The sequence below is a fragment of the Pyrinomonadaceae bacterium genome (assembly GCA_036277115.1).
In the GTDB taxonomy this organism is placed as follows: Bacteria; Acidobacteriota; Blastocatellia; order Pyrinomonadales; family Pyrinomonadaceae; genus UBA11740.
The window spans coordinates 133,570-153,895 of record DASUNM010000021.1 but is presented as its reverse complement, the minus strand read 5'-3'; the positions used below and the strand labels follow the sequence as shown (position 1 = coordinate 153,895).

Here is a 20,326-nt window from a genome sequence, read left to right as displayed (position 1 = left end):
TTCCGATTGTCGTCAATCGCATCTCTCTGTGCCTCTGTGAAGCCTCTGTGTCTCTGTGGTTGAGTTCCCTTGCGAGTACATTCACCACAGAGACACAGAGATCGCACTGAGACACGGAGAACCGCGAAGTTACTTCCCAATCGCGTACAGATTCTTCTCGCCGCGAATGAAAATCCTCTGTCCGGAAATTGCCGGCGAGGCGTACACGGGTTCACCAACCGAATTAGTGCCGAGAATCTCGTGCTTCGGTCCCGCTTTGACGACAAACGTATCGCCGTCCTCGCTGGTCATCAGAATCTTCCCATCGACCGCCACTGGCGACGCCGTAAAAGTAGCCGGAATTGGAATCCGGCCGCCTTCGTACACAACTTCACCTGTTTTTGCGTTGAGGCAGGTGAGAATCCCCCGATCCGTTGTCAGGTAAAGATAGTCGCCATAGAGAATCGGTGATGGCACGTATGCGGTGCCCTTTGAGTATTTCCAGGCGACGGTTTCTTTAAGATCACCCGACCCGCCGAGTTGAATCGCCATCACTATCTTGGCTGGGAAACCGGCGCTCACAAAAACCATTTCCTGATTCGCGACCGGAGACGGGATCGCATTACTTTCGACGCCTTTGTGCGTCCACAGTTCCTTGCCGGTGGCCGGATCATAAGCAACGACGGCTTCGGTGCCGACCGTAATCAACTCGGTGCGCTTGCCGTTTGAAACCAGCATGGGTGTGGCCCAACTAACCTGAACCTTACGCGGCACCCGCCAAACTTCTTTGCCGGTTTTCTTGTCGACGGCGACGATGAACGATGCGCCTCCGTTTTCCTCATCGCACTGAACAATCACCAGATTTTCAAAAACAATTGGCGAAGTTCCGGTACCCATGCCGACCGTGCCGAGTTTCCCGAAGTCAGCCTTCCATGCGAGTTTGCCGTTCAGATCGTAGGCGTAGAGCCCTTCTGTGCCGAAAAACGCAAACACCATCTTGCCGTCGGTTGCCGGCGTTGATGCCGCATATGAGCTCTTGCGGTGACGATTGTCGAAGGGCGTGCCTTCCCAGGCAGTCTGCTGCCAAAGAATCTTTCCCGTATCAGCGTTGAGAGCAATCACTTTGAAAGTGTGCTTGCGGTCAGCGCCGACGCTGTCCGGATGGAGGAATTCTTTGTTGTCTGGCATCACGTGCTTGACGGCCTTCGCGCCGGGAACCACGTCGCCCTCGATCGCAGTGGTCAGGAAGACTTTGTTCCCCCACACGACTGGCGACGAGTGTCCGCGGCCGGCAATCGGCGTCTTCCACTTAATGCCCTGTGACGTATTCCAGGTAGTAGGCAGATTCTTCTCTTCAGAAACGCCCGTGCCGGTCCCACGCCATTGGGGCCAGTTGGCGCTCAAGGCGGTAATCGTAGATGAAGTCAAAACCAAAAGAAGACCAACAGCGATTGTAAGTTTGATTGCGAAAAGTTTTTTCATGCTCGAATTTCCTTGAGTAATACTGGGTCCTTAGTTCCCCGCCTTGCTCTTTCCCGCACTCGCGTTGCCGAAAGCAAAAACGTGATTAATACCGCGAACGATGAGCATACCATCCGAAATCGCCGGTGTTGCCATCATCACTTCGCCGACCGGGTTCTTAGCCAACAACTCGTGCTTTGGCCCGGCTTTGACGACGAAGACGTCTCCGTCTTCACTCGACAGATAGATCTTTCCATCGGAGGCGACTGGTGAAGCTGTAAACGCCCCGCCGGTGCCGCCAAGCCGCTCCTGATACACGCGCTCGCCGGTCTTTGCGTTGTAGGCCGTCATCACGCCCTGGTTCGAAAGCGTGTAGAAGTAGTCGCCGTAAACAAGTGGCGTAGTCATGTATGGCCCGCCACGCGGCTTGCTCCAGGCGATGAAGTCAGATGAATCTTTGCCATCTTTCAGTGAAATGTCTCCGTTGGCACCGGGCCGAATCGCGTAGATTGGCTGAATCGGGCGATAACCGTTGGTCACAAAGATCAAATCGTGGGCGACAAACGGCGTGGGAGTCGCAATCTCCGAGTTCGGCGTCAATCTCCAAAGCTCTTTGCCCGTTAACGGATCGTAGCCGCGGATGGCCTTGGTACCGTTCGTAATCAGTTCAGCGCGCGTCTTTCCTTCATAAATTCCGGGCGAACTCCATGACGGAATTTCTTCACGCGGAGTTTTCCAAACCTGCTTGCCGGACTTGATGTCGTATGCCGCAACGAATGAATTTTTCTGTAGGTCCGCCTGAACGATGACGAGGTTCTTGTAAATAATCGGCGAGCTGCCAAATTCCCACTGGTAGTCCGGATCATAGAACCAACCCGCATCGAGCACGCCGAGGTCCTGCTTCCACAGGAGCTTTCCCTTTAGATCGTAGGCGTACAGCCCTTCTGAGCCGAACAGCACGACGAGATATTTACCGTCGGTGACGGGCGTCGAATCCGCGTGAGTGGATTTGGGATGACGCTTGACCTTTGGTATTCCTTCGGAAGCGATGCGCTCCCAGAGAACTTTGCCCGTGCGTTTGTCGAGCGCGTAGACCTTCCAGGTGTGCTTGGGATCTTCTTTGACGGGCGCAACGTCGCCATAGAGACCGAAACGCGTTTCGTCTTTGGTCCCCGAGGTGACTGCCGTACTTACGAAAACCACGTCGCCCCAAACCACCGGACTGGAATGAGCGAGGCCCGGCACTTTCGTTTTCCAAACCAGGTTCTCAGCCTTTGCGGCATTCCAGGTTTGCGCCGCGGCCGCGCCCTCAACTACGCCGGCCGCGCCCGGGCCACGAAACTGGGGCCAGTTTTGGGCTGCCGCGGAGAAAGAGCTCACGGATAAGAACAGAAGAAGAAATGTTAATCGTCTCATATGGTATTCACGCCAGGGTGTAAGACATCGCGGCCGCGCGGTCAGTTCCCGGAGCGGTAGCGACAGGGTCCTATTCACATATCACATCCAACTACGGTTGCCGCGTTGCTCGCCCTTACCCGGTCGCTACCGCTCCCGGTACTGACTCCGCTTTCCGGCCACTGCTCACTGCTTGGTCTCTTCAACTTTTTTGTAAACGGTCGTGGTAGTACCCTGCTTCAGAGTGAGCCCTGAAGTCTTCTCACCTTCCACCGTAAAAGTAACCACGAGTCCGCCAAACGCAACCGGACGAAAAGTTGTTTTGTCGAGGGCCATTAGCGCGAACGGGACTGGATTGCTCGGGGGTTTCAGGAACAATCTGCCGTCTTTCAGACTGAACGCGATCTCGGCCCCCGTTTCCGGCTTGTATTGGCCCACGTAGGATTGAAGGGTCGCCGCGTCGACCTCGAGCGGCGGCTTCGCGCCCGCCTTCTTAAGTGACTCAGCGATTGCGGCTTTATCTTTATCGCCCAGTGATGCCGCCAGCGCCACAGTGAGGGTCTCGGGTTTTGCTCCGCCCTGCGCAAGCGCTACTTCAACCAGGGCGACATTACCTTTGTCCACTCCGGTGATCAGGACATCTTCGACGCTGGTCGGATCTTTTTCTAACAGAGCGCTGACGAGCTCGACATTGATATTCTCGCCCAAAGCCCAGGTCATCGCCTTTGCGTTGTAGAAGGTATCTTTAACAGTCGCGTCCGCGCCGCGGGCGAGCAGCAGTTTGACGATGGGCGCGTTTCCGCGCTCGGCGGCCTTGAATAGCGCCGTTGCGCCGTAGCGGAACTTGGCGTTCACGTCGGCGCCTTTATCGAGAAGTGCGGTCACCGCGGCAACGTCACCGCGGCGAACAGCCTCGTACATTTGGTCATTGAGTTGCTGCTTTGCGTCTTGCGCCAGCACCGGGGTCGCGGCAAGCAGCAGCGATAATGTTAAGAGGATCGCCTTCATGAGTTATTTACCCGGTCGCTGCCGCTCGCGGTACCGACAAGTCTCCGCGCTTTTCGAGTTGCGACTACAGTGATAAATTCAATCGCAGCAGCAAACAGAAGAGTTTACAAAAATCAGCTACAACGCAAGTGTACGCATTCTACATCTTTAGGGTTGCAGCGTCGCGACAAAAACCAATGACCTACCGAATTTCACAATTCTTAACAATCTCAGTTTTTCTGGCCGTTCTGTCCCCGTCGATGGCCAGCGATTGGTCTGAATGGCGCGGTCCGGCACGGGACGGCATTTCGCTGGAAAAAGATTTGCCCGTGAAGTGGTCGCCTGCCGGCGAAAACCTGGCGTGGAAAGCGCCATACGGGGGCCGGTCGACGCCTATCGTAATGAATAACCGCGTGTTCCTCCAGAACACCGCGGGCAAAGGCGAGTTAGAGCAGGAACGCGTGATGGCCTTCGATGCCGACACCGGCAAGCTGCTCTGGGAACATCGCTTCAACATTTTCCTGAGCGATGTGCCTCCGCACCGGGTGGGTTGGGCCTCCCCGGTCGGCGACCAGGCCACCGGCAATGTCTATGCGTTAGGTGTCGGCGGCTCGCTGCTCGCGTTGACGCGCGAAGGCAAAGTTATCTGGGAACGCTCTCTCGGTGAAGATTTTGGTTTGTTGACGACGCATGGCGGCCGCACGGTATCGCCGATCATCGATGGCGACCTGCTGATTATCAGCGGCATCACCTTCGCCTGGGGCCCGCACGCGCGCGGCGCGCATCGCTTCATGGCGTTTGATAAGCGCACGGGCGAAACGATTTGGCAGAGTGCTCCCGGCGGCCGTCCTTACGACACAACTTACGCGCCTCCAATCATCGTCAACATCAATGGCACGCGTCTGTTGATTCAAGGTGCGAGCGACGGGGTGGTCCATGCGATTAAGGCGCAGACGGGCGAACCCGTTTGGAAATACGAGATCAGCAAACGCGGCATCAATACCGGCGTGGTAGTGCACGGCACGACCGCCATCCTGACGCACAGCGAAGAGAATATCGCGTCGAGTGAAATGGGAATGGTCGTCGCGGTCGATGCGAGCGCGAAAGGCGAATTGAAAAAAGAGAACGTGAAGTGGAGCGTTTATGGATGGCAGGGTGGCTTCTCTTCCCCGGTGATAGACGGCGACCGTTTCTATCACATCGACAACGGCGCGAACATCGCGGCATTCGAAGTCGCCACCGGCAAGCGATTGTGGCTCGAGAACCTCGGCACCATTCAAAGAGCTTCGCCGGTGCTGGCGGACGGCAAGCTGTATGTCGGCACTGAGAATGGAAAGTTCTATATTCTGAAACCGAGCGCGACCGGCGTTGAGGTTCTCGATCAGGATCAACTCGGGACAGAAGCTGATCCGGAAGAAATCATCGCCTCAGCAGCCGTTTCCAACGGGCGTATTTACTTCGTCAGTGACGCTAATCTCTATTGCATCGGCAAGAAAACCAGCGGCGTGACGAATCAGGGACCGCCGGTCGAAGGCTTGCCTAATCCAAATCGCCCTGCCACCCACGTGCAGGTTTTCCCGACGGAGCTGATGTTGAAGCCGGGGGACACCGCGCGTTTTCGCGTCCGGCTGTTTGATGAATACGGAAAATTCATTCGCGAAGAAGCGAACGCGACCTGGTCGCTTGATGCGCTGAAAGGAACGGTCGCCAACGGACAGTTTGTAGCGGCCAGCGATGGCGGGCTGCAGGCCGGCTCAGTGAAAGCCACGGTCGGCAATGTGAGCGGCGCCGCAACGGTGCGCATCTATCCGCCGTTACCCTGGACCGAAAACTTTGACGCGATGGCTGCCAACACCGTGCCGCCGCTCTGGGTGAACGCCACTTTGAAATTCATCGTCCGCGACTTTGAAGGGAGCAAAATCCTCGTTAAGACCACGGAAGGTTCTTCGCTGCTAAGTCGCGCGCGTGCCTATTTCGGGCCGTCTGATTTTTCAAATTACACGGTCGAGGCGGATGTTCGCGCCACTACAAAACGGCGGCAGCAAGGCGATGCCGGCGTGATTGCGCAACGATATGTGTTGACGATTTACGGCAACAGCCAGCTGCTAAACCTCGAACCATGGCAACCCGAAACTGCGCGCACCGTCAGCAAGCCGTTCGCCTGGAAGCCCGACACCTGGTACCGGATGAAGTTACAAGTTGAGAATCTGCCCGACGGCAAAACTCGCGCGCGCGGTAAAGTCTGGGCCGTCGGCGAGGCTGAACCGGCCGCGTGGATGATCGAACGGATCGATCCGATTCCAAATCGGCAGGGCGCGCCGGGAATTTTCGGCAACGCCCTCGCGGAGGTCTTTTTTGATAATTTGAAAGTTTATGCGAACAAGTAGAGTGATGGTTCTCTGTGCCTCTGTGAGTACTCCGTGACTCTGTGGTTAAACTTTTGCTGAGTTATTTTCACCACAGAGGCACAGAGGATGCACGGAGACACAAAGAGTATTGACGCTTTGACCTAATGCTTATGAAGAAGAACATGAAAACAACTGTGATAAAGCGATGGCTCGCGCCTTCTGCCTTCTGCCTTCTGCTTTCTTTACTGCTCACTGCTCACAGCTCACTGCCCACCGCCTCGGCGTCCGATCCCGGCTCAGGCGATTGGCCCATGTGGGGTGGCACGGCTGATCGGAACATGATCTCGAACATGAAGGGCTTGCCGACAACCTGGGACGTCAAAACGAAAAAGAATGTTAAGTGGGTCGCGGCGCTGGGCTCGCAGACGTACGGCAATGTCGTCGTGGCCGGCGGCATGGTCTTTGTCGGCACAAACAACGAAGGCCTGCGCGACCCGAAGATTACCGGCGACAAAGGCATCGTCATGGCCTTTCGCGAATCGGATGGCCAATTCATGTGGCAGATGGTCCACGACAAGATGGCGCAGGGCCGGGTTAACGATTGGCCTTACCAGGGCGTGGCATCCTCGCCGCTGGTGGAAGGCGATCGGGTCTATTACGTCTCAAATCGCGCCGAGTTGGTCTGTCTCGACACGCAGGGTTTTCGCGATAAAGAGAACGACGGGGTCACCAATGAAAAGCTGACGGGCGAATTCAATGGCGACGTGGTCTGGATCTACGACATGGTCGAAGAAGTCGGTTCCCTGCCCCACAACCTCGCGAACTCTTCGCCGGTGATGCATGGCGACCTGATTTATGTCAGCACTTCAAACGGCCAGGACGAAAGTCACGTTAACGTTCCTTCGCCGAAAGCGCCTGCGATTATTGCCGTAAACAAGAAGACCGGGAAACTGGTTTGGGAGGACAACTCAGTCCACGACAAAATTCTTCACGGGCAATGGTGCTCGCCGACGGTCGGCACGATTGGCGGCGTCGTTCAGGTAATTCACGGTCAGGGTGACGGCTGGATTCGCGGTTATGAAGCGCTGACGGGGAAGAAGCTTTGGGAGTTTGACTCGAATCCAAAGGACTCAGTCTGGCCTAAGACGCGCAACGAATTGATCGGCACCCCCGTCGTTTACGAGGATCGGGTCTACATCGCCAATGGCCAGGATCCGGAACACGGTGAGGGTGTCGGTCACATGTACTGCATCGATGGCACCAAGCGGGGCGACATCACCAAAACCGGCTTGGTCTGGCACTACGACAAGATTCGCCGGTCGATCTCGACGCCGGCGATCAAAGACGGAATTGTTTATCAGTCCGATTTCAGCGGCTTCTTGCACGCGCTCGATGCCAAGACAGGAGCAGTTCATTGGGTTCATGATCTATTCGCCGCAGTTTGGGGTTCGCCCGTGCTGATTGACGGCAAGGTCTACCTTGGTGATGAAGACGGCGATGTGGTGATCATGCAAGCGGGGAAAATCAAAAAGGTGCTGGTAGAAATCAACATGGGCAGCTCCGTCTATAGTACGCCCGTGCCCGCCAATGGAGTGCTCTACATCAGCAATCGCAATCAGCTTTACGCATTGGCGGAAGCGAAACCGGCGGCTGCGGCAAAGTGAATGGACGGTGCGAGTTATTCGGCTCCGTTAGGAGCAGATGTTTATAGATATCGTTTCGCAAAGTGGATGAGTCAGTACCGGGAGCGGTAGCGACCGGGTCTTTGGAGTGCGGTGGCACGCACCGGGGTCCCCCGCGCGGCAGCCGCGCTGGGGTGGTCGTAGCGCGACACCGCTTTGGATGTCCAGAACGCTTGCTGTCAGGGTTCAACCAAAGCGCCGTCGCCGCTTCGCTCTGCCGGCGCACTCCAAATACCCGGTCGCTACCGCTCCCGGTACTGACATGAACTATGCAATCCTTCGATTTTCAACCTCGAACTCGAGTGGTGTTTGGCGCGGGCTCGATCAAGCGACTCGGTGAGCTTGCTGCCGAACTGCAATTTCGCCGGACCCTGCTGGTTTCCGATCGAGGCATGCTGGCATCTGGTCACGTCGATGAAGCCCTCGAGCCTTTAGCCGACAAAGGAATTGAGGTCGCTCGGTTTCACGACTTTACCGAAAACCCCGACACGGCGGTTATTGAAGCCGGTTGCGAATTTGCCAAGACACTCGCAGTAGATTCAATCATCGCGGTCGGCGGCGGCAGTTCGCTGGATTGCGCGAAAGGAATCAACTTCGTGCTGACGAACGGCGGGCGGATGCACGACTATGCCGGCTACGGCAAAGCGTCAAAAGCGATGCTGCCGATGATTGCGGTCCCCACCACCGCCGGCACTGGTAGCGAGGCCCAGAGCTATGCGGTAATCACCGATGCCGAGACTCATGCCAAGATGGCCTGCGGCGATCCGAAAGCCTCATTTCGACTGGCGCTCCTGGATCCGCAACTGACAATCTCGCAGCCGCATGCGATCACCGCCACGGCTGGCTTCGACGCGATTACGCACGCCGTCGAGACTTATGTAACGACCCGACGAAACCCGTTCTCCGAAGTTTTTTCACGTGAGGCGTGGCGGTTGCTGGATAGCCGATACGAGCGCGTGCTGGAAAGTCCTGGCGACCTGGAAGCGCGAAGCGCAATGCAACTCGGCGCGTATTTTGCCGGCGTCGCCATTGAGAGTTCGATGCTCGGAGCGACACACGCCTGTGCCAATCCTTTGACGGCGCATTACGGAACCACTCACGGCGCTGCGCTGGCCATGCTGCTGCCAACCGTTGTCCGCTGGAACAAGTCTGCGGCGGGTGAACGTTACGCTGAGTTCGCACGGGCTTCCGGCTTGTATTCCGGTTCCAACAACGATGAGGCAACTGAAGCGTTGGCCCGCCGCCTCGAACAACTCGCGGCTGCCGGCGGCCTGCAAACAAGTTTAAGCGCGGCGGGGATCGAATCCGAGCAGTTGCCTTTTCTCGCATCTGAGGCGGCTCAGCAATGGACGGGTGGATTTAACCCGCGCGCTTTCGATCAAATTGGAGCATTGGAGGTTTACAGGAGTGCTTTTTAAGCAAAGAGCAAAGAGCAAAGTGCAAAGAGTTAATGCGGTACTTCAGACCCGTCTCGGTTTTGTTTTGGTCTTGATCTTCGCGCTTTGCGCTTTGCCCTTCGCCGCGCGCGCGCAGGACACGCCGGCTGATAACTGGTCGCAGTTTCGCGGCAATCATTCTTTGACTGGAGTATCGCAGTCAGCACTCGGCAACAACCTCAAGTTGCTTTGGACTTATGAAGCAGGCGACTCAATTGAGTCCTCAGCCGCCATTGTGGGGCGGACGGTTTTCATCGGTTCGCAAAAGGGCGAGCTGGTGTCGCTTAATCTCGACAACGGCCAGGTCTATTGGAAGTTCAGCACGGGCGCTCCCGTCGGTGAATCGTCGCCCGCTTACAGCGCAGGCGTCGTTTACATCGGTGATTCCGCCGGCTGGCTTAATGCGCTCAACGCTTCAAACGGACAAAAGCTGTGGGCCTTCAAGACTGGCAGCGAGATCAAATCATCGCCGGTCGTTGTCGGCGACCGAGTACTAATCGGATCGTACGATCAGCATCTTTATTGTCTTTCAGCTCGCAACGGATCGGTTCTTTGGAAGGTCCGCACCGATGGGCCAGTGCATGCGACGCCGAGCATTTATGGCGGCATGGCCTTCATCACTGGTTGTGACGAAGTGTTCCGCGCGATTCGAATCAGCGACGGCGCGCAGGTCTTTCAGATCGCCTCTGGCGCATATACGGGAGCTTCGCCGGCTTTGTCAGGAGGCTCGGCTTTTTACGGAACGTTCAATAATGATGTGCTCATGGTGAACCTGACTCAGCGGCGCATCGCGTGGCGCTATCAACATCCGAGCCGAAAGTTTCCGTACTACTCATCAGCCGCCGTGACCGCGAATCGAGTTGTGGTCGGCGGACGTGACAAGCTGGTCCACGGACTCAATCGAACCGGCACCGCCGCCTGGACGTTCGCGACGAACGCTCGCGTTGAATCTTCGCCGGCAGTTTCCGGCAATCGGGTGTTTGTTGGTTCGAACGACGGGAAGTTTTACGTTCTGAACCTGGCGAGCGGAGCGAAACTTTGGGAGTTCCATGCCGGCGCGCCTCTATCAGCATCACCGGCAATCGCCAACGGCCGCGTGGTTATCGGCAGTCAGGATGGACGGTTGTATTGTTTTGGTTAAGTCCGCGGAACTAGCTCGGGTTAGCGTAAAGCCTGGAAGTGTCAGAACCCGGAGCGGTAGCGATGGGATCAGCCATTCAAGTTGAGTCTCGATCCGTCGCATCCACCACCCCACGCGGGCTGCCCGCGTGGGGACCCCGGTCCGCTCGCGGTTCTGACATGGCTTTAATCGCCTCATGACTTCCGGTTTCCAAAGTATTTCGCGATAGTGGTCTCAGCCGGTTTCGCTGTCACCAGCGAAACTACAAACATCAAAAGAGACGAGACGAGAACCATAGGCACAACCGGCATGAAGCCGAAGACGGCGGTGCCGCCGGGTGTGCGGGAAATGAGTTCAGTCCCGCCCACGGACCAATAGACTGTTGCCGGTCCGGGTGCCGGTGCAGGCACCACTGACTGAAAGATCGCCACGGCAACGACTGCCAGGGCAACCCAAAGAGTGACCGCGAGCGCGCCCCATTTCGTACTTCCCTTCCAGAACAAAGCGCCGATCAGCAGAGGCGAGAGCGCCGCGAATCCAGAAAACGCATACTGAATCGCTAACTCAAAGATCGTCTCCGGCGCGCGCAATGCGACCAGATAAGACACCAATGTGATGATCACGATAAAGATGCGCCCGGTCTGCACCTGCACCGCTTCGCCAAAGCGCTTCTTGCCCCCATAAAAGGCAAACACGTCCTCCGTGAACATCGTTGATAGAGCGAGAATCTGCGAGTCGCTCGCCATCACTGCCGCCATAATCCCAGCACCCAGCAAGCCGGCGAGCCACAGCGGCGCGTACCGTTCGAGCAAGCGCAGAATCACATCATCTCCGGCAGCCTTTTCGCGCAACTCATCGCGCTGTTCCGGCGCCATCGTCTTACCCTGCCGCGCCAGCGTCGCGCGCGCCTCTTGCTTGGCGCGAATTTGCGGCACGTCCGTCACGCGATTCGCCATTACGCCGAGAAAGACACACGGCAGCCAGATCGCCATGATGCACAGCGGATAAAGAATCACTGTCTTCTTAAAGTGGGCCATCTTCTTCGCGGTCAGCGAGAAGATGAGAATGTGCGGAAAGGCGATCGCCGAGAGCGGAATGAAGGTGTAGCTGAAAAAGTAGTAAGGCGAAATGCGTTCACGCGTGAACAGCGGCGCCAGAGCTGGCGAAGCGAGTATTTGTTGAGCAGCATTCTTGTAGCCGCCCATGCCGACGCCGATTACCACCAACGCGACCGCCCCGAAGATCAGGAACAGAATGGTTTGAAAGGTATTGACCCACGCCGTGCCGCGCATGCCGCCGAAAAAGACATAGCCCATCACGACCATCGCGACGATCGCTCCGCCAAACCAAAACGGAACCACTCCGCCGCTGACAGTGTTTAGGGTCGTGCCTCCGCCCATGATGCCGATGATGATGTAAGGAACCAGCAGCGCGGCCTGCACCACGGAAATAACCGTTCCGATATGCGTGCATTCCCAACGATCGCGAAACATCTGCACCGGAGTCATGAAGCCGTATTTCTTTCCCAGCGCCCAGACACGCGTGCCGATCAGAAAAATCGTCAACGGAATTACCAGACCTGACGACGACGCCATCAGTCCAAATGTGACGATACCGTTATTGAAAGCGTGGCCCGACGAACCGAGGATGGCGAAGGCCGTCATGTTCGTGCCGAACAACGAGAAGAGGAAAACGGCTGGTCCGAGTTGGCGGTTGGCGAGGAAAAATCCTTCCGCTTTCTCTTTTCCCTTCGCGCGACGAAAGGCAAAGATTCCGATGTAAAGAACTACCGCGAGATAGGCGAAGACAAGGATTGCTGGAATCAAGAGTTTTCCTCCTTGTCAGAGGTCTGTTGTTCAACTTCGCGCTCGAGATGCGAAGGCCAGGCAAAGGTGACGAGCAGCCACATCACCAAACTAGCGGCAACCGCGAAGCACGCATGATAAAAAAGTCCGATAGGAACAAAGCCGAACACCAGCGGATAAGGCGTGCGCCAAAACCAGATGTCCTGATGCAGGATGTAGAGAACGGCTACCGCGACGATCAATAGGATTTTTTTCATAATCGTTCGTTTAGGCCAAGCCGAGACCTCGTTCGACAATCGCTGTCAATTTGAAGCCGAAATTTGTTTCCGTAAGTCTGGAGTCTGGAGAATATAACGCAAGGCGGGAAAATCTACGAGTGAATCTTAATCGAGTCGGCTTGAAACTCACCTGCATCACGTCGGTAATCCCACGCGACGTACGAGATCCTGAAAACGCCGATCGTCGCGCAGCGGATCGAGATGCGATTCGATGTTGAGTGTCAACAACAGCACGTCCCGCTCCTGAAAAGCTTTGTCTAACCAGGCGAACGCCTTCTCTTTGTCTCCCAAGGCAACGTGCAATGAAGCGATGAGGCACGCCGCGACGTAGCGGGTCTTTGCTTCGTCTTCCAGTTCGTTGAGAATACGCCTCGCTTCGCCCGTCTTCCCGATCTTGGCATACGCCCAGCCGAGCCGCGCCTTCATCACCGGGCTGCCCCCGGAATGTTCAACCGCCTTATGAAAGGTGGTCATAGCTTCGTCGTCCATGCCCTTTGCCTGGTAGGAACGAGCCAGGTAGTTGAGAGCGGGAGCAAAGGTTGGTTCAAGCTCGAGAGCGTTCTTGAACTCGACAATCGCCGCGTCATATTGGCGGGCACAGTAGTATGGATAGCCCACTTGCGTGTTGATGATTGGCGAAAGCGGATCCAGCTCCTTTGCGCGACGGAGGGCTTTGATGCTCTCCTCAGTGCGCCCCATAAAAACCAAAAACTCTCCGTACCATTGATGCGCGGTAGCGTAATTCGGATTCAGTTTCAGCGCTTGTTGGAATTCACGTTCGGCGCCAATCCAATCCCAATCGTATTGCTCCTTGATCAGTGCCAAGGCCACGTGCGGCTCAGCCAGAGTCACATCCAACACCATGGCTTTTTCCGCGGCGTCTCTTGCTTTTGAGTTCGACTCGCGGCTCGACGTGCTCCCCCAGAGACTCTGCAGCACAAAGGACTCCGCCAGCGCGGAATACGCCATGGCATATTTCTGGTCCCGGGCGATCGCTTGATTGAAAAACTCGATCGACTTCTCAATCCCGTCCTGTGTTCGTTTGTTCCAAAAGAAACGGCCCTTGAGGTACAGCTGATAGGCCTCAGCGTCGCGCGAGTGCCGCGGCGTCGAGGCATGATCACGGCCAAGAAGTTTGGCCCCGAGTCTGGTGGCCAGTTGATTGGTGATCTCGTCTTGTAAGGTCGCGAGATCGTCGATTGAGCGTTCGTAGGTTTCTCCCGCCCAGAGCACACTGCCATCGTCGGTCCTAACCAGGCGAACGCTGACGCGCACGCGGTCGCCATCACGCCGAACGCTTCCTTCCAGAATCGAAGCGACGCCAAGTTGCCCGCCCACTTCCCGTGGATCGGAATCTCGACGTTTGAAACGCATCACTGAACCATGGGAGATGACCTTCAAATCCTCAATCTGCGATAGCGCAGTGATTAAACCCTCGGTGATGCCATCGCTGAGATACTCGTAGTTGGAGTCGTCGGGTACGTTCTTCAGCGGCAGCACTGCCAAAGAGCGGATCGTGGCCAGCGACTTTGGCGCCGCAGGTCGACGCAGCAAATACGCCAGCAGTGTCCCGCCAATCAGGAGGACGGCGATAATGGCGATGCCAACGTAGGTCCTCCGCGACATCCGACGCCCGAGCGTAGCGGCGTACGGCAACTCCGCCGCGGAATGCTCCAGGACCTTTGAGGGCGCAGGCAGACTCTCAGAGGCCGTGGTCAGAAGGTCTCCGCGCGATGACTCTTCCGCATCTTCCAGGCTGGCGCGCCGCTCATGGGTTTGCGTAACCCGAGCATCAATTTCTTCCAACGGCCCAATGTAGCGGTAGCCTTCGGCCCAGCGGGTTTCGATGAAACGCGGCGTCTCTGTGTTTTCTCCCAGCGCTTTGCGGATTGCGCCCACGCACTTGGTCAGGGTGATGTCGTAAACGTCGCGACCCTCCCAGAACTTATCCAACAACTCCTGGCGGCTAACAATCCGATCGCGATTCTCGATGAAGTAAAGCAGGACCTGAAAAGGCTTATGCGAAAGGTGCACAGGCTTACCATCGGCGCCCGTGAGACGACGTGTGTTTGGATCGAGCTCGAATTCTTCGAGCCGGTAGATCATTTGGATCTCCACTGTCATCAACGACTTAGCCTTCGGTAGTTTTTCTTCTCATCTTTTTCGCAATCTGTTCAGGACTTGGGGAATGGTGGCGTTGTATTTCTCGACCGTGAAAGCGGTTCGCAAACTTTCGGTGTCGCGGCCAGGCATTTTACCGCTAACAGACAAGAAGCCGGAAGAGACTTCAGACATTGAAAGAAGAACAACCCAAAGGAGAAACAAGATGAGCAAACAAATGAGTCGCGTTAGCGGCGTAGTCGCCGCGATGTTATTTGCCGTCGCCGCGGGTTCGCCGGCGCGGTCCCAAGGTCATGCAAAACCGAAACCAACGCCCTCAGAGCCGGTCAAGACGAACCAGAGTGAGTTTAAATTCAAGGAGGTACGTATTTCCGCTAACCACGTTGTCGCGAGCTGCAATACGACCCAAGGGTGCAAGACCCTGAAGAGCGTCTGCGAGACGCTGCCGAAGCACACTTTCGCAACCAATGAGGCGGGAAACGTCGGGGTGTGCGCCGACACCACCAGGACCTCCAGCCGCGGAGCCTTTTTTCTCCGGAACACGAACACCGCTGACGACACCTCAAACGGAACCACGAACGTTGCGGGGATTGACTTTCGGCCTGGACGTAACCAGACCCAGGGAAAACGCCGATACGCCTCGGTCACAATCCTAAAACAAGTTGATATGAGCACGCCCTCACTCAATTGCGAAGGCGCCGCGATATGCCTAAGGGTGAAGAACACCTGCGCAACTCTGGGCGGTACTTACAAGCCGAGAAACGACGTGTCAGGTTCGTGCAGGCACTGACAATGGCCATCGGAAATCAACATGTCTATGAAGGGTGCGACTTTTGGAGCCGGAGATGACGATGAGAAACAGATGCCTGAGGGACTCGATTCTTACCATTGTTGCGCTGGCTTCAGTCTTTGGACCACAGCCGGCAACCTCGGCCCACGCGCCAGAAGCGAACCGCAAAAATATGACGGTCGTTGCCGTGCCTGACTTACGCATCAGCGAGTTTCTCTTCGCCACCACGAATGAAAAAGTGGTCCGCGTCCACATAGTGAATAGCGGCGGCGCGGCTTCCGCATCCTGCGTCCTGCGGCTCACCGTCCGCAAAATCAACGGGGTTCCGGTTGGCAGAGTAATCGAAATCAAACTGTCGCCACTGGCCGCCGGCAAAGACAGATGGATGCTGATAAACGCCAAAGGCATTCTGCCGACCAATGTCTCGCTTGAATCAACCACCTTCAAGTTAAACGCGGACGCAACTTCAATCGTGACGGAGTCGGATGAAGCTAATAACGAAGTCTGGCACAACTTGTGAAGCGGATGCCGACAGCATTTCTGTCCTTTTCGCCTAGAACGCAAATCGGATTTGAAAGGAAGGATGTATGAACAGAAAAGTTTTCCTACAAATGATGCGGCCAATAATTGTTTCCGGATTGCTGATCGTAGTCATAGCCGGGAATGCGAATGCGCAAGCGGAAGAGCTCTTGTCATTCAATTACAGCAAGGTGGTTATTCAAGTTTCAATTAGGGGAATAGAACGTCAACAATTCCTGGCCGACCCGGTAAGCGCGCTCCGCTCGCAGGGTATCCGGGTCCCCGAGTCCGCTGAAGCGCCCTGGCGCGAATTCACGCAGCTGCTGCGCAGGTTGAAGCCTGACAGGGCCTCCGCGGGTCGCAGCGGGTCAGTTAATAACGAAACATTACATTTCAGGATTGAGCTTCGCGACAACCGCGTGATCTTTCTCGGCACGGGTGAAGCGAATGTTGCGAATCCGCCCGCGAACAGTTCAGGCCTCGCTCGTAAGTTTATCGAAGACCCAGTGGGTACTCTGCGAGTGCACGGGATGAATGTGCCGAGTGTCGAGGAAAGCGACTGGAGACAGTTGGCCGAAGCGCTCAAAGCCGTGCAACTCGCGCACGCGAGATCTCGCTCGGCAGTCGAGCGCAAAGGTCCCGCCGACTCGGACTCTCCGCTCGCGTCGACAAAGCCACCGAAGTCGGCCATGAACGGAAGCTTGGCCGACGGACGCTACATGCTGACCGCACTTGCTGCGCAGGTTCAGACTGCTAACGACGAAGCCTCTCGCGCTGCCGAAAAGCAACGGAGTCTGGTGAAGCAACCAGGGAGCCTGACCACTCGTGAAGTAGCGCGAGAAAAAGCGGTGCTGCAACAACTCGAAGCCAACGCCAGAAGAGCCGCGGAAGTTCTCGAAAGCGTTAAGCGACTCTATGCCGAGGTGGAACGCAAACAGGGCAGGTTTGATGGACTCGACTACCTGATCCACACCGCCCAGAATCAGGCTCAGACTGCCAGCGACCAGGCTTTAAAAGGCGCAGAGGAACAACGAGGACGACAAAATAAGCTGCAGGAGCTTCGGGCGCGGGCCGTTACCGACATCGACAAGTCGGAAGGTGGCCGACTAACGACTGGTGATAACAAGCAGCGACCGCAACCAAGTGGCATGACCCCCCGCGAAGTAGCGCGTGAAAAAGCAGTGCTGCAACAACTCGAAGCCAACGCCAGAAGAGCCGCGGAAGTTCTTGAAAGCGTTAAGAAGCTCGCCGCCGAGGTAGATCGCCAACCGCGGCGTTAGGACTATGGTCTGCAGCAGTTAGGAGAACTGAGATGAGAAGACTAAAAGCAAAATTGAATCAGACAACTCTTCGGATCGTGGCAGTGTTGATCTTCGCGTTGGCTTCGGCGGTGGCGGTCGGCGCCAGGTTCTACCTCGAGCCGGGAGCGGCGATTTCGCAGACGAATGAGGCGGCTGTCATCAAAGTAATTGCGGTCGGAAGGGAGGACTTATACGACACGGCGTCGCAAGGAAATCTGAATTTCCACGTCAAGGTACGCGGTAGTTGTGATACGGGCTGGAGAGTTGGATCCGCCACGGTGACGGTCAAGGGAAAGGTTCATCATCTCAACGTCAAAAAGGACCTCGAAAGTATCGGGTTCGATAACGGGGAAAAATGGAGTTTCCAAGTGGTCACATTTCCCTATTTGACTCCGGACACCAAGTCTTCGCCAGTGGCTATGTGCAACGCGGAACTCGAGCGGCGACTGGCACGCGGAGACTCGAAAGCCCAAGTGTTGAGCAAGGGGTTTGACCTGACCGCCCCGCATGGGTATGACGCCAAGCTCTCAGTCGCGTGTTTGAGGAAAAAAAACGGATTCCTGGAAAGCTACCATCCCTCCGCGTACACCAAACTGCCAGTGACCATCAGCTGCCAACCGACCGATTATAAACCTGAGCCCACACCCGGAGCCCCGAAGAGCACACCGGGAACTCCGCAGCGCACACCGGGAACTCCGCAGCGTACGCCGGGAACTCCGCAGCGCACACCGGGGGCTCCGCAGCGTACGCCGGGCGCGCCGAAGCGAACCCCTTCCCTTCCCGGGCGTCTTCCAATGCCGGAACCCGAGAGTGTCGCAAACGAGAGTCTACCGAATCCGCAATTGGAATTCGTCGGCCAGGAACCTTACGAAGTGAACGGCGCGAAAGGTACCCGGTATAAACTGGGCGTTACCAACCACGCGAGTATTCCCGACTCACTCTGGCAACAATCACCGAATCTGCCGGCGTGTGGGAAGAACGAAAACGCAGCGCGCACCTGGGTTGAGATATTTGGATCGCCCGGCAACAAGAGACTCTACGGGTTTTGCGGCGTTCGTTCGTCGGAGGATTTGGCTCAGCTCTGGTTTCCCATGCCGGCAGGTGAGAGAGGACCGCAATGCGTCTATGTCGTGATGACTGACCGGCAAACCGGAAAGAAATACATATCCAACCGGGTTTGCTCACGAAGTTTTACGGTGGTGACAGGTAGTTTGAAAGGTGGCGGCCAACAGGAAGCCCCTGCCGAAGATCGTTCCAAAGATCGTATGGGGAACTTCGAGATCCAACGTTTGATGTCCCAGTACAATGAAAACCAGCCCGGGACATTCCAGGGAAACCGTCCGGAGACTTCGCTTAATCAAGGGCCATCACCGCTGGAACAGGCTGCAAGTGAGGCCGCCAACAACAAGGCGGTGCAACCCGATTTAAGCATCAGACAGTTTCTCTTTCCACCCACCAATGACAAGGCCCTCCGTGTGCGCGTGGTTAATACCGGCCAGGGGGCTTCCGCTGCCTGCCGGCTGGTTCTCACAGTGAGAAAGATCAACGGCGTGGCCGCTGGCAGAACAACTTATGTAAACGTGCCTGCGCTCGCGCCAGGCGCGGCTGACTGGCTCCACATTGATGCCAGGAGCATCCTGCCAAACAATGTCTCTCTTCAATCGACGACTTTCAGGCTCAATGTAGATGCGACTGAGATCGTTGCGGAGTCAAACGAAAGCAACAACGAAGTCTGGCACAATCAATAAGAGCGAAAAAACGGCGTCGGGATATTAGCGTGTCTAGTATCCCAACACCGAAAAAACTCCCAAGCGTCTAACGAGCTGCGAAGCAGTGGTTGTAGTCTAAGCTCAAAGCGAGGCTCTACTACATCCGCTGCTTCGCAGCTCGTTGACGATCACCCCGCCAATCCACAAAAAATAATCGTTCATGTTATGACGTAAGATTAGGTAAGATGCCTTCGATAAGACTTGAAATCCGTTGGGAGTAATTCCGTTTGGGTTCGAGTCCCACCTCGGCACCGAAACTGACCATTTAAGAATGCTCCGAGACAGAAGAACTATGTCAATACACAATGTTCTGATCCCTGTTTTGTGTTTTGTGGCGCTGGTTCCCATCGCATCGGGCCAGACAACCCATCGCTTAAAGCCGACGGTCGGCCATTCGACGTTTGCCGCTCGCCCGCCGGTCCTTACCGTGAAACCCGGCGACACGCTTGAGAGCGAATCGCTTTGGGGCGATTGGTACGAGCGCGCGGGCGGAAAATGGCCGGGCGAGGTTGGACCGATCGCCATTGAGGGTGCAGAGCCGGGCGATACGCTGGTTGTGCATGTGCTGCGTGTGCGCCCGAACCGCGACACCGCTATCTCCACTCAAGGCGGAACTTTCGGAGCGCTTGTGCCGGACAGCGGCACGGCTTTTCTCAACAATGTATTCCCGCGCGGACGCTATGTCTGGCGGCTCGACCGTCAGCGGATGACCGGCACAGTCGATCTTCCGGGCAGCTCGATGAAGCAGATAACGGTGCCACTAAGCCCAATGCTCGGGCGGGTCGCCACGGCGCCCGAGGGCGATGAAGCGTTCAACGGACTTTGGCCCGGCCGCTTCGGCGGCAACATGGACACGCCTGATGTCCGTGAAGGGGCAACAGTCTATCTGCCGGTGTCTTACAAAGGAGCGCTATTCTATTTTGGTGACGGCCACGCTTTGCAGGGCGATGGCGAGATCTGCGGGTCGGGGCTTGAAACATCAATGGAAGTCGCTTTTCGCTTCGACCTCATAAAGGGAAAGAAGGTCGCGTGGCCTCGCATTGAGGATGCTGACCACATCATGGTGGCTGGAAGCGCTCGCCCGCTCTCGGACGCGCTGCGAATTTCGTTCGTCGAGCTTATCAATTGGCTGGTGGCAGACTACGGGTTCAACAAAGAGGACGCCTATCAACTTACATCACAAGTAGCGACGGTCCGCGTGGCAAACATGGTCGACCCGCTGTACACAGTGGTTGCGAAGTTTCCGAAAAAATTCCTTCCACCGAAATCGCAACGCGCGCCTGCTAAATAAAAGGCGACCCTGGTCTGTTCGCGCACGCACTGCACGATCTAATC

At 56.4% G+C, this 20,326-nt stretch carries 15 protein-coding genes; 9 read left to right on the top strand and 6 right to left on the bottom strand.

Features of this window, described 5'->3' with window-relative positions:
* Positions 1-129: 129 nt before the first annotated feature.
* From VFX97_04970 to VFX97_04960, 3 genes are all read right to left on the bottom strand, one after another.
* Positions 130-1,461 (bottom strand): PQQ-binding-like beta-propeller repeat protein, encoded by a 1,332-nt coding sequence (locus tag VFX97_04970; protein HEX5702549.1) that lies wholly within the window; start codon positions 1,459-1,461, stop codon positions 130-132.
* A 30-nt stretch (positions 1,462-1,491) separates the two neighbouring features.
* Positions 1,492-2,820 carry a PQQ-binding-like beta-propeller repeat protein gene (locus VFX97_04965; protein HEX5702548.1) on the bottom strand — a complete coding sequence of 443 codons (1,329 nt, stop codon included), beginning with the start codon at positions 2,818-2,820 and terminating at the stop codon, positions 1,492-1,494.
* A 201-nt stretch (positions 2,821-3,021) separates the two neighbouring features.
* Positions 3,022-3,843 carry an ankyrin repeat domain-containing protein gene (locus VFX97_04960; protein HEX5702547.1) on the bottom strand — a complete coding sequence of 274 codons (822 nt, stop codon included), beginning with the start codon at positions 3,841-3,843 and terminating at the stop codon, positions 3,022-3,024.
* 176 nt (positions 3,844-4,019) lie between these two features.
* Between VFX97_04960 and VFX97_04955 the strand changes: the two genes are divergently transcribed.
* The 4 genes from VFX97_04955 (at position 4,020) to VFX97_04940 (ending at position 10,429) form a co-directional block, all read left to right on the top strand.
* Complete coding sequence (locus VFX97_04955; GenBank protein ID HEX5702546.1) at positions 4,020-6,209, top strand: PQQ-binding-like beta-propeller repeat protein; 2,190 nt, start codon at positions 4,020-4,022, stop codon at positions 6,207-6,209.
* A gap of 143 nt (positions 6,210-6,352) precedes the next feature.
* A complete protein-coding gene (locus VFX97_04950) occupies positions 6,353-7,834 on the top strand; it encodes a PQQ-binding-like beta-propeller repeat protein (protein ID HEX5702545.1) in 1,482 nt (493 codons plus the stop codon).
* 287 nt (positions 7,835-8,121) lie between these two features.
* Positions 8,122-9,270, top strand: coding sequence for an iron-containing alcohol dehydrogenase (locus VFX97_04945; protein ID HEX5702544.1), 1,149 nt, complete (start codon positions 8,122-8,124; stop codon positions 9,268-9,270).
* Between the two features lie 19 nt (positions 9,271-9,289).
* On the top strand, positions 9,290-10,429 hold the full coding sequence (locus tag VFX97_04940; protein HEX5702543.1) for a PQQ-binding-like beta-propeller repeat protein: 1,140 nt from the start codon (positions 9,290-9,292) through the stop codon (positions 10,427-10,429).
* 173 nt (positions 10,430-10,602) lie between these two features.
* Here VFX97_04940 and VFX97_04935 read toward each other — a convergent pair whose 3' ends face one another.
* From VFX97_04935 to VFX97_04925, 3 genes are all read right to left on the bottom strand, one after another.
* A complete protein-coding gene (locus VFX97_04935) occupies positions 10,603-12,234 on the bottom strand; it encodes a sodium:solute symporter family protein (GenBank protein HEX5702542.1) in 1,632 nt (543 codons plus the stop codon).
* Complete coding sequence (locus tag VFX97_04930) at positions 12,231-12,470, bottom strand: hypothetical protein (protein HEX5702541.1); 240 nt, start codon at positions 12,468-12,470, stop codon at positions 12,231-12,233. Before VFX97_04930 ends, VFX97_04935 begins: the two co-directional genes overlap by 4 nt.
* A gap of 156 nt (positions 12,471-12,626) precedes the next feature.
* Positions 12,627-14,615, bottom strand: a complete 1,989-nt coding sequence (locus VFX97_04925) for a tetratricopeptide repeat protein (protein HEX5702540.1) — start codon at positions 14,613-14,615, stop codon at positions 12,627-12,629.
* Between the two features lie 202 nt (positions 14,616-14,817).
* On the opposite strand from VFX97_04925, the gene VFX97_04920 reads away from it, so the two are divergent.
* From VFX97_04920 to VFX97_04900, 5 genes are all read left to right on the top strand, one after another.
* Positions 14,818-15,402 (top strand): hypothetical protein, encoded by a 585-nt coding sequence (locus VFX97_04920; protein ID HEX5702539.1) that lies wholly within the window; start codon positions 14,818-14,820, stop codon positions 15,400-15,402.
* 61 nt (positions 15,403-15,463) lie between these two features.
* Entirely contained in the window at positions 15,464-15,922 is a 459-nt protein-coding gene (locus tag VFX97_04915) for a CARDB domain-containing protein (GenBank protein HEX5702538.1), read from the top strand.
* Between the two features lie 67 nt (positions 15,923-15,989).
* The gene (locus VFX97_04910) at positions 15,990-17,201 is read left to right on the top strand and encodes a hypothetical protein (GenBank protein ID HEX5702537.1); all 1,212 of its coding nucleotides are present in this window, start codon (positions 15,990-15,992) and stop codon (positions 17,199-17,201) included.
* A 32-nt stretch (positions 17,202-17,233) separates the two neighbouring features.
* The gene (locus VFX97_04905) at positions 17,234-18,970 is read left to right on the top strand and encodes a CARDB domain-containing protein (GenBank protein ID HEX5702536.1); all 1,737 of its coding nucleotides are present in this window, start codon (positions 17,234-17,236) and stop codon (positions 18,968-18,970) included.
* A 313-nt stretch (positions 18,971-19,283) separates the two neighbouring features.
* On the top strand, positions 19,284-20,282 hold the full coding sequence (locus tag VFX97_04900; protein ID HEX5702535.1) for an acetamidase/formamidase family protein: 999 nt from the start codon (positions 19,284-19,286) through the stop codon (positions 20,280-20,282).
* Positions 20,283-20,326: the final 44 nt, after the last annotated feature.